The following is a 6,249-nucleotide window of genomic DNA, read 5'->3' as shown; positions in this document are numbered from 1 at the left end:
AAAACAGGTACTCTTTTGCTCATAAAACAATCTGATTGCAGCTTAAAGATATGAAAATCAGGTGATTAAAGCAAATAATATGAGTGATAAAATACAAAAAAGAGGCTGCCTATTTTGAGACAGCCTCGTTTCATATTATTTATTATGGTTTATTAGCCTTTTAAAGCTAGCGCTAAACTTAATTCCTCTAATTGCGCTTGATCAACTGGTGCTGGTGCATCAATCATCACATCACGGCCTGAATTGTTTTTAGGGAAAGCTATGAAATCACGAATAGTCTCTTGACCGCCCAAAATAGCTACTAAACGGTCTAAACCAAAAGCTAATCCACCATGTGGAGGTGCTCCATATTGGAAAGCATTCATCAAGAAACCAAATTGATCTTGCGCTTGCTCAGGAGTAAAGCCTAAATGTTTGAACATCAAAGCTTGCATTTCTTTATCGTGGATACGGATAGAACCACCACCAATTTCGTTGCCATTCAATACCAAATCATACGCGTTGGCGCGTACTTTTCCTGGGTCTGTATCCAATAGGTGCATATCCTCAGGTTTTGGAGAAGTGAATGGATGGTGCATAGCGTGAAATCTTTCTGACTCCTCATCCCATTCCAATAACGGGAAGTCTACTACCCAAAGTGGAGCGAATTCATCCGATTTACGTAAACCCATACGATTACCCAATTCCATACGCAAAGCAGAAAGTTGTGTTCTAGTTTTGTTAGCAGGGCCAGATAATACTAAAATTAAATCGCCTTCTTGAGCGCCAGTAGCTTCAGCCCATTTTGCTAAATCATCTTGATCGTAGAATTTATCTACTGAAGATTTGTATTGACCATTTGCTTCGAATTTTACGTAAACCATTCCTGATGCTCCTACTTGTGGGCGTTTTACCCAATCAATTAAGGCATCAATTTCTTTACGCGTATAAGTAGCTGCGCCTGGTACCGCTATACCAACCACTAGTTCTGCTGAATTAAATACTGGAAAATCTTTGTGTTGAGCAATAGCATTTAATTCGCCGAATTTCATACCAAAACGAATATCTGGTTTGTCATTCCCATATGTACGCATTGCCTCATCAAAAGTCATGCGTGGGAATTTTTCAATATCGATATTGTGGATTTTCTTTAATAGGTGACGTGTCAAGCCTTCAAATACATTCAAAATGTCTTCTTGTTCGATGAAAGACATCTCGCAGTCGATTTGCGTGAATTCAGGTTGACGATCTGCACGTAAATCTTCATCACGGAAACATTTTACAATTTGGAAATAACGGTCCATACCCGCTACCATTAGTAATTGTTTGAATGTTTGCGGAGATTGTGGCAACGCATAAAATTGACCTGGATTCATACGTGAAGGAACCACAAAATCACGAGCACCTTCAGGAGTAGATTTAATTAAGTAAGGTGTTTCTACTTCACAGAAATCAAGATTTGATAAGTAGTTACGAACTTCTTGAGCCACTTTGTGACGGAACAATAAGCTGTTTTTTACAGGATTACGACGGATGTCTAGGTAACGATATTTCATACGAATATCTTCACCACCATCAGTTTCGTCTTCAATTGTGAATGGAGGAAGCTGAGCTTCGTTAAGAATAGTTAATTCTGTAACTAAAACCTCAATTTCACCTGTCGGAATATTATTGTTTTTAGATTCGCGTTCGATTACTGTGCCTTTTACTTGGATTACAAACTCACGACCTAAAGATTTAGCTAATTGCATTACAGCAGTTTCTGTACGTGCCTCATCAAAAATTAATTGTGTGATACCATAACGATCTCGTAGATCCACCCAAATCATAAAACCTTTGTCACGTGATTTTTGTACCCAACCAGCAAGTGTTACCTCCTTATTTACATCAGCGATTCGAAGTTCGCCGCAATTTTGACTTCTATACATAGTATTAAGTAGAAAATATATTTTGCAAAATTATCGGTTTTGCAGGAGAATAACTAATGCATTCGTAGAAATAAAATGGACTAAATGACTACTCAAAATACTGATTTTCTACTGTGAATAATGTTCTACCACTTTGCCCCACTTTTTTAATTTTTTAAGCGAAATCAGTGTGTTTTTCTGTTAATAATTTCTGTTTTGTGGCTTAAAAATGACATAACAGGTTGGTCTAATTAACATGTTGATTTTCAATAAAAAGGATGCTTAATGATGTTTTTGGTTATGTTTTTTGCTAATGATTTTAACATAAATTGTGATGTGGAAAACTTTTTTGTGGGGGATTGTGGGAGTATGTGGGAGAAAGTGTATACTTTTACGTTAAATTTGATTAGCGATATAGACTACAGATGAATTTTTTAATCGGAGAATACGAATGCAAGCTGGACGCCAAAGGTAGAATGGTGGTTCCTGCAGCGCTCAAACGTCAGTTGCCTGATGTGGAGCGTGAAGGGCTTGTTGTGAATCGTGGCTTTGATGGAAATTTGGTGATTTATACACGTACAGAGTGGAATAAAATTTTATCTCAATTGTCGAGATTAAATCAATTTCAAGCGAAGAATCGTGATTTCGTGCGAAAGTTTACGAGTGGCGCTACGGAATTGACATTGGATTCTGCGGGTCGTGTGTTGTTGCCTAAAAATTTGTTGGATTACGCACAGGTGGGTTCGGAATTGGTGTTGGTGTGTAACCTAAGTAAAGTAGAATTGTGGTCTAAAGCTAAACATGAGGAGCGAATGAATGCTATTTCGGAAGAGGATTTTTCAGATTTGGCGGAGTCAGTAATGGGAGATTTTGATTTAGAAGGAGGTTTTAATGTCTAATGAACAAGTGTATCACGTGCCTGTAATGCTTCATGAATGCATGGAAGCTTTGGATATTAAGCCAGATGGTGTGTATGTGGATGTGACTTTTGGTGGTGGTGGTCATTCGCGTGAAATATTAAAAAGATTAGGTCCATCAGGAAAATTGGTCGCATTTGATCAGGATCCTGATGCTATAAACAATACTATTGCTGATGACCGATTTGTGTTGGTTCATCAGAATTTTCGTTTTCTAAAAAACTACCTAAGACTTGAGGGGGTTAAAGAAGTGGATGGTATTTTGGGCGATCTAGGAGTTTCTTCTCATCAGTTTGATGATGCAGAGCGCGGTTTCTCTATACGCTTTGATGCGGATTTGGATATGCGTATGGATCAGGTTTCGGATTTGGATGCGCGCAAAGTTTTGAATACGTATTCGGAAGAAGACTTGCATCGCATCTTTGGGATGTATGGTGAGGTTCAAAATGCCAAGTCATTGGCTAAAACAATTGTTACGGCGCGCTTGACAAAAGAAATTAATACGGTAGCTGAATTGAAAGAGGTGATTAAGAAATTGGTTCCAAAAGGAAAAGAACATAAATATCATGCTCAGGTTTTTCAGGCGTTGCGTATTGAGGTAAATAAGGAATTGGAGGCCTTGCAAGAGTTTTTGATGCAAAGTATTTCTGTTCTGAAAGAAAATGGTCGTTTGGTCATTATGTCGTATCACTCTTTGGAAGATCGTTTGGTGAAAAATTTCATGCTTAAAGGAAAATTTAGAGGAGAGGTGGAAAAAGACTTTTTCGGCAATGAAATTAAGCCTTTTCGAATAATTACACGAAAAGCGATTACAGCTTCTGAAGAAGAATTGCAATTAAATAATCGTTCGCGTAGCGCAAAATTACGCGTAGCGGAAAAGATAGCTAATTAACAATCACGGTTATGTCGAGAAGAAATACATTGCGTAACCAAGAGCTGAGTGAAGATGTCCAAGAGGAGATCTCGGAATCGGTAGAAGAAAAAGTAGAGGAGACTCGTAGTTTTCTTCGTGATTTGTTTTCACCAGCAAGGTTGTCAACGTATTTGGTGACAAGAAATTTGCCTTTTGGGGCTTTCTTAGCTTTTTTGGCGCTGTTGTATATTTCTAATCGTCACTTGGCGGAGCGTACAGTTAGGCAAATTGATCGTTTGGGGCGTGAGGTAAAGGAATTGAGTTGGGATTATAAGTCTTTGTCTGCGGAGTTGATGAAATTAACAACGCAATCGGAGATCGCAAAAAGGGCTGATACGTTGGGGTTGAAGGAGCGGACGGAGCCACCAATTAAACTTGAGGTAGTGAAAGAGAAAAAATAAGTAGTAAATACTTAGTATGAATATAAGGAAGTCCATATTAATGCGTGTGTACCTGGCTTTCGGGCTTATGGTATTCGGAGCTTTAGCGGTTTTTGCTAAGCTTTTGCACCTGCAATATGTGGATGGAGAAAAATGGCGTTCTATCGCGGATAGTTTAACTATTCAAGAGCGTGTGGTAGAGGCGGCTAGAGGAAATATTTTTTCGGTGGATGGAAGTTTGTTAGCCACTTCTGTTCCAGAATATGAAATTAGGTTTGACGCGATGTCAATTCCTGAAGAGTACAATGACGTGTTTAATAACAAGGTGGATTCCTTGGCTTCTAAATTGGCTGGATTTTTTAAAGATAAATCTTCGCGTCAGTATTTAGTAATACTGAAACAAGCCAGAAATAAAAAGCAACGTTATGTCTTGTTGAAACGTGCAGTTTCACATCAGGATTTGAAAGTATTGAAGACTTTTCCGTTGTTTAAGACTTTCCGTGAGGGTAAAAGAAGATATTCGAGTAGTCTTGTTGCGGTAAGACAGAATAAAAGGATTTTGCCATTTACGAATCTTGCGGCACGTACTATCGGTTACAAGAATGATGAATTCAGAGTTGGGTTAGAAGGTGCTTACGGAGATTATATCGAAGGTAGAAGTGGTGCTCAAATGATGCAACGTATTGCAGGTGGTGTATGGGTACCGGTAAATAGAGAATTGGAAGTTGCTCCTGTGGATGGTTCGGATATTATTTCGACTATCGATGTGAATATGCAGGATATGGCGCAACGCGCATTGGGCAAGCAGATGAAAATCAGCAATGCTGATGAGGGATGTGTGATATTGATGGAAGTGCAGACTGGAGAGATTCGTGCGATAGCGAACTTTACGAAGGATAAAGATGGCGAATATCGCGAGAAATTTAATTACGCTATTGCGCAAACTGCTGATCCAGGTTCGACGTTTAAGCTAGCGTCCTATTTGGCTGCTTTGGATGACGGCTATATTGATACAGCTACGCGTGTAGATATTGGAAATGGAACGTACAAGGTTCCTTCGCATACGATTCGCGATTCGCATGCGCCTAAAAAATCTAATATCAGCGTAAAAACTGCTTTTGAGGAATCCTCGAATGTGGCTATAACGAAATTGATTAATACGCATTACGGAGATAATCCAGCGCAATATACATCAAAATTGCATAGCTGGGGTTTGCATGAGCCATTGGAATTGCAAATTCCTGGAGAAGGCAAACCGGTGGTTAAGACACCAAAAAATAGATCTTGGAGTAAATTGTCATTGATACAAATGGCTTATGGATATGAATTGTTGTTGACACCATTGCAAACTTTGACATTATACAACGGTGTAGCGAATAATGGAAAGTTAATAGCTCCTTTGTTTGTACGTGAGATTCGTCATTTGGGAAATACCGTAGAAAGATTTGAAGCTCGCGTGATCAACAAACAAATGGCTTCTTCAGAAGCGATAGCTAAAATGAAGGGTATGCTAGAGGGAGTTATGATTGACGGAACAGGAAAGAGATTGGCGAGTCCATTGTATTCAGCTGCTGGTAAAACAGGGACTGCGCAAATGGCTGATAATTCTCGTGGCTATGGGCATAGACGTTATCAATCGTCGTTCGCAGGTTATTTTCCGGCAGATAATCCAAGGTATTCAATGATCGTAGTTATTCGTAATCCACGCAATGGCTATTATGGTGGGTCAGTAGCTGGTCCAGTTTTCAAGGAATTGGCGGATATGGTTTATGCAAACGACTTGAATTTGCATGGCACTTTTGCTACTAAAAGTGTGAATACAGCGGGAATGCGTACGCCATTAACGTTGAATGGTTCGAAAGAAGCGTCAACAAAAGTTTATGAGTCATTGGGATTTAATCCTCAAAATTGGAACACGATTAGTCAAGGCGATTCTGCTCTAACACAACGTGGTTTTCCATTTGTGGAGGTAAATATAAAAGAAGGTATTGTTCCGAATGTAAAAGGAATGGGATTGGTGGATGCGATTTTTACAATGGAAAATGCGGGTTTTAAGACCAAGGTTGTAGGGAAGGGTAAAGTTATTGCACAGTCGTTGGCTCCTGGTCAGCGCTTAAAAATGGGTTCAAATGTCTCATTAGAGTTGAATTGAT

5 protein-coding genes are annotated in these 6,249 nt (G+C 39.1%); 4 read left to right on the top strand and 1 reads right to left on the bottom strand.

Going from position 1 to position 6,249, the window contains the following annotated elements:
- Positions 1-152 precede the first annotated feature (152 nt).
- Positions 153-1,907 carry an aspartate--tRNA ligase gene (gene aspS / locus FLS47_RS09140; RefSeq protein ID WP_149914072.1) on the bottom strand — a complete coding sequence of 585 codons (1,755 nt, stop codon included), beginning with the start codon at positions 1,905-1,907 and terminating at the stop codon, positions 153-155.
- Positions 1,908-2,311: 404 nt separating this feature from the next.
- On the opposite strand from aspS, the gene mraZ reads away from it, so the two are divergent.
- Genes mraZ through FLS47_RS09120 form a run of 4 tightly spaced genes read left to right on the top strand, consistent with a single transcriptional unit; the run spans position 2,312 to position 6,248 of the window.
- On the top strand, positions 2,312-2,785 hold the full coding sequence (gene mraZ, locus FLS47_RS09135; protein WP_149914071.1) for a division/cell wall cluster transcriptional repressor MraZ: 474 nt from the start codon (positions 2,312-2,314) through the stop codon (positions 2,783-2,785).
- Positions 2,778-3,695: a 16S rRNA (cytosine(1402)-N(4))-methyltransferase RsmH gene (gene rsmH, locus FLS47_RS09130; protein WP_149914070.1), complete on the top strand. Its 918-nt coding sequence runs from the start codon at positions 2,778-2,780 to the stop codon at positions 3,693-3,695. The genes mraZ and rsmH overlap by 8 nt, the downstream gene beginning before the upstream one ends.
- Positions 3,696-3,706: 11 nt before the next feature.
- Positions 3,707-4,117 (top strand): FtsL-like putative cell division protein, encoded by a 411-nt coding sequence (locus FLS47_RS09125; RefSeq protein WP_149914069.1) that lies wholly within the window; start codon positions 3,707-3,709, stop codon positions 4,115-4,117.
- 16 nt (positions 4,118-4,133) lie between these two features.
- Positions 4,134-6,248: a penicillin-binding protein gene (locus tag FLS47_RS09120; protein ID WP_149914068.1), complete on the top strand. Its 2,115-nt coding sequence runs from the start codon at positions 4,134-4,136 to the stop codon at positions 6,246-6,248.
- Position 6,249 lies beyond the last annotated feature (1 nt).

Origin of the sequence: Sphingobacterium cavernae (assembly GCF_008520265.1) — a bacterium.
GTDB classification, from domain to species: Bacteria; Bacteroidota; Bacteroidia; order Sphingobacteriales; family Sphingobacteriaceae; genus Sphingobacterium; species Sphingobacterium cavernae.
The sequence above is the reverse complement of the archived record's forward strand: the minus strand, read 5'-3'. Positions and strand labels throughout refer to the sequence as shown.

Coding starts and splice junctions, on each gene's coding strand:
- aspS (WP_149914072.1), bottom strand. CDS start 1,907: ATGTATAGAAGTCAAAATTGCGGCGAACTTCGAATCGCTGATGTAAAT.
- mraZ (WP_149914071.1), top strand. CDS start 2,312: ATGAATTTTTTAATCGGAGAATACGAATGCAAGCTGGACGCCAAAGGT.
- rsmH (WP_149914070.1), top strand. CDS start 2,778: ATGTCTAATGAACAAGTGTATCACGTGCCTGTAATGCTTCATGAATGC.
- FLS47_RS09125 (WP_149914069.1), top strand. CDS start 3,707: ATGTCGAGAAGAAATACATTGCGTAACCAAGAGCTGAGTGAAGATGTC.
- FLS47_RS09120 (WP_149914068.1), top strand. CDS start 4,134: ATGAATATAAGGAAGTCCATATTAATGCGTGTGTACCTGGCTTTCGGG.